Genomic DNA, 4,157 nt, shown 5'->3' on the forward strand with positions numbered 1-4,157 from the left:
TGCCGGGGGCGGAGGGCTCGTCGGGGGCGGAGGCGTTCACGGGACGGCGCGACTCTTTCTGGACCGGACGTGCGAAGCAAGGCGCGCGGCGTTTGGCGGGGAGGCCCGGGCTCGGGTAGGAACGACCTTTTCCCCAAGCGTTTCCCAAGGAGGAAGACCATGCCAGACGTCATCGTGGTGGGTGCGGGCCACAACGGACTTGTCACGGCGGCGATGCTCGCGCGCCGGGGCCTGTCCGTCACCGTACTGGAAGAGAAGGCCATGGTGGGCGGCGCGTGCAAGACGGAGTACCCGTTCCGCACCGCGCCGAAGCTGGGGGTCTCCACCGGCGCGTACCTGCTGGGCCTGATGCCGCCGGAGCTGCTCCAGGAGCTGCAGCTGGACATGCCCCTCAAGCGCAGGGATCCGCACTACTTCCTGCCGACGATGGACAAGCGCTACCTGCTCTTCGGTTCGGACGAGCGGGAGCTGGAGCGGCAGTTCCGCGAGTTCTTCTCCGAGGCGGACTGGAACGCCCACGTGGCGATGAACACGGAGCTGGCCGCGCTGCGCGAGGACCTGGCCCCCGCGTGGCTCCTGCCACCCCTGTCCCTGGAGGCGACGGCGGAGCGCTACGTGCGCCCTGCCCTGCGCCAGCACTTCGTGCGGCTGTGTCGCGGCACGGCGCGCGAGTACCTGGAGCGCTTCGGCTACAAGTCCGACTTCGTGAAGGCGATGTACGCCGTCACCGACGCGTTCTCCGGCCTGGACGGCGGCTATGACACGCCGGGCACGGGCATGAACCTGCTGGTGCACAACCTCTGCCGGCTGCCGGGCAGCGGCGGCACGTGGATGATCGTCGAAGGCGGCATGGGCACCGTCACCCAGCGCATCGCGCAGCTGGCGCGCAAGCACGGCGCGGACATCCGCACCAATGCGAAGGTGGCGTCCGTGCGCGTGGACGCGGGCGTGGTGAAGGGCGTGGTGCTGGAGAATGGCGAAGAGGTCTCCGCGAAGGTGGTCATCTCCAACGCGGACCCCTTCCGCACACTGAAGTGGGTGGACCCGGCCGCGCTGCCCGCCGACTACCGCCGCAAGGTGGACGGCATGTCCTCGCCGGGCACCACGCTGAAGGTGAACCTGTGCCTCAAGGGCCTGCCCACCTTCACCTGCCTGCCGGAGGACCGGGGCCAGTTCGGGCCCACCATCCACCTGCTGCCCCAGGTGGACGACGTGCTGGGGGCGCTCGCGCATGGGTACAAGGAGTCCAAGGCGGGCCGGCTCGCGGAGTTCCCCTCCATCGAGTGGTACGTGCACACCACGGTGGACCCGTCGCTGAAGGACGAAGAAGGCCACCACAACTCCGCCCTCTTCGTGGAGTGGGTGCCGGAGAAGCTGGAAGGCACGACGTGGGAGAAGGAGGAGGCGAAGTACGTGAAGCACCTCCTGTCCATCTGCGACCGCTTCGCTCCGGGCACCAGCGACCTGGTGCAGGAGTACTTCGCGCTGACGCCGCCGAAGATTGAATCCCACTTCGGCATCACGCGCGGGCACATCCATCACGTGGACAACAAGCTGGGGTTCACGGACCGGCTTCCCTATGAGACGCCCGTGCAGGGGCTCTACTTCTGCAGCGCGGGCTGCCACCCGGCGGGCAGCGTCATCGGCGCGGCGGGCCACAACGCGGCCAACGTGGTGCTACAGGCGCTCGGACGCTGAGGCGGAGTGCGTCTCACACGGCGGGAGGAATGGACGTTCCATGGATCATTCGTCCCGCCGTGTTTAGATGACATCCCCCATGAGCTACCTCGTCCTCGCCCGGAAATGGCGCCCGCAGACGTTCGATGACATGACCGGACAGGAGCACGTCGTCCGGACCATCGGGAATGCCATCAAGATGGACCGGGTCGCTCACGCGTACCTGTTCTGTGGGCCTCGAGGGGTGGGCAAGACGACAGCCGCCCGCCTGCTCGCCAAGGCCCTCAACTGCGAGCAGGGGCCCACGGCGAATCCGTGCGGCACCTGCCGGGCGTGCACGGAGATCACCGCCGGCACCAGCGTGGACGTGGCGGAGATCGACGGCGCGTCGAACAACGGCGTCGAGAACGTGCGCGAGATTCGCGAGAACGCGAAGTACCTGCCGCAGCGCGACCGCCACAAGATCTACATCATCGACGAGGTGCACATGCTCTCGGGGGCGGCGTTCAACGCGCTCCTGAAGACGCTGGAGGAGCCGCCCGGTCACGTGAAGTTCATCTTCGCGACGACGGAGGCGCACAAGCTCCCGGACACCATCCTGTCGCGCTGCCAGCGCCACAACTTCCGGCGCATCTCCGCGGCGCGGATGCTCCAGCGGCTCAAGGAGATCTGCCTGGCGGAGAAGGCGGGCATCTCCGAGCAGTCGCTGTCGCTGGTGGTGCGCCAGTCCGAAGGCGGCATGCGCGACGCGCTGAGCCTGTTGGATCAGATCCTCGCGTCGTGCGGGCCTGACCCCACGGACGAGGCCGTCGCGGAGGCGATGGGCGCCATCGACCGCACGGTGGTGCAGGACTTCGCGGAGGCGCTGGTCCGCAAGGACGCGAAGCGCGTGCTGGGCCGCGTGGACGAGGTGTTCAACCGGGGCCTGGACCTGAAGCGGCTGGCGGAGGAGCTGGCGCTGCAGCTGCGGCACCTGTTCGTCACGAAGTCGCTGGGTGAGGCGCCGCAGGAACTGGCCGAGTCCGAGCAGAAGGCGCTCCTGGCGCTCGCGAAGGAAGCGGACACGGCGCAGCTTTCGCGCCTGTTCGACATCGTGCACGGCTGCATCTGGGACGTGTCGCGTGCGGCCCAGCCCCGGCTGGCGTTGGAGATGGCGCTGCTCAAGGCCATCCAGCTGTCCCCCGCCGGATCGATTCCCGACCTGCTGGCCCGCGTGGAGCGGCTGTCGGCGGGGCTTGGCGCGGAAGGCGCCGCGAAGAGCACCTCCGGAGCGCCAGGAGGTCGCTCCGGTCCCTCGAACTTTCGCGCCTGAGGCCCCGTTCGAGCCTCCCCCGTCCCGTTCGTCCGACGTGCGCGCGGCCTCCGCGCCCGTGGCGGCCCCTCCGCGTCCGGTGGATGCTCAGGGTCCTGCCGCCTATGCGGGAGCCACAGCGCGTCCGTTCGAAGAACAAGGCACTCCCGCGCGTTCGTTCGAGCCCCAGCGCCCTGCCGCCTACGCCGGCGCCACGCCGCATTCGTTCGACGCACAGGGTCCTGCCGCCCATGCGGGAGCGGCACCGCGTCCGGTCGAGGCCCCTGGAACCTCGTTGCCCGCGAACGGCGCGGCCCGTACGGGGGATGCGCCGGGCTTCGCCCATGTCGAGCCATCCTCGCGTCCGCCGGTAGCTCCCGGGTCCTTCGCGCCCGCATCCACCAGTGCGTCTCCAGGGGCCGCGCGGATGCCTCCGGCCGCGCTCATGGAGGGGCTGTCCCCCGCAGCGGCCCGCCCCCTCTCCTTCCTGCGCAATGGCGGCCCCGGGCCGTCTCCCGCCAGCGGGCCTCCCGCGCCCGTGGTGATGGACGATCTGCCCCCATCCGCCGCGCGACCGCTTGCGTTCCTCCGCAACAGCAGTGGTGCCGCGCCCGCGATGGAGGGCCCACCGGCTCCGGGCATCGTCATGGACGACCTGCCCCCGTCGGCGGCGCGTCCCCTGTCCTTCCTTCGCAACGGCGGCGCGCAGCCCCTCCCTCCTCCTGCCCCCATGGAGGAGCCCACGCCTGGGCCCACCGTGCGCATCACCAACATGCGCCGGCCCGAACCGGAGGGCCCGCTCGAGCCTCAGCCTTTCGATGATGAGGCGGACGAACGCCTCTTCCCGGAGGAGGGCTCCGCCGAGGGCTGTGCTTCCGGCGAGTGCCTCCCGTCGGACGACCCCACCGCGTTCACTCCGGCCCCCACCGAGCCCACGCAGCCGGTTCCTGCGCCGACGCCAGATGCCGCCGCGTTCGCTCCAGAGCCCGCCACGTTCACGGTGCCACTTGCGCAACCCGCTCAGGCGCCCGCCGCGTTCACTCCGACATCCGCATCGCCCCTCCCGGCGCCTGCCGCGTTCACGCCCCCGGCACCGACTCCGGTCCCCAACCCGTTCACGCCACCGCCCGCGGCGCCGACGCCAACACCGCTCACTCCGGCACCCGCCGCGTTCACCCCTGTCTCTTAT

At 70.2% G+C, this 4,157-nt stretch carries 2 protein-coding genes and 1 pseudogene; all 3 read left to right on the top strand.

The window, feature by feature from the left end; all coding sequences use genetic code 11:
• Positions 1 to 159: 159 nt before the first annotated feature.
• Positions 160 to 1,698, top strand: coding sequence for an NAD(P)/FAD-dependent oxidoreductase (locus D7X74_RS40175; RefSeq protein ID WP_120538217.1), 1,539 nt, complete (start codon positions 160 to 162; stop codon positions 1,696 to 1,698).
• 79 nt (positions 1,699 to 1,777) lie between these two features.
• Entirely contained in the window at positions 1,778 to 2,989 is a 1,212-nt protein-coding gene (gene dnaX, locus D7X74_RS40180; RefSeq protein WP_120538218.1) for a DNA polymerase III subunit gamma/tau, read from the top strand.
• Positions 2,990 to 3,395: 406 nt separating this feature from the next.
• Positions 3,396 to 4,157 (top strand): annotated as a pseudogene (locus D7X74_RS44660) (hypothetical protein); the annotation flags it as partial.

It is taken from the genome of Corallococcus sp. CA047B, assembly GCF_003612065.1.
Taxonomy (GTDB): Bacteria; Myxococcota; Myxococcia; order Myxococcales; family Myxococcaceae; genus Corallococcus; species Corallococcus praedator.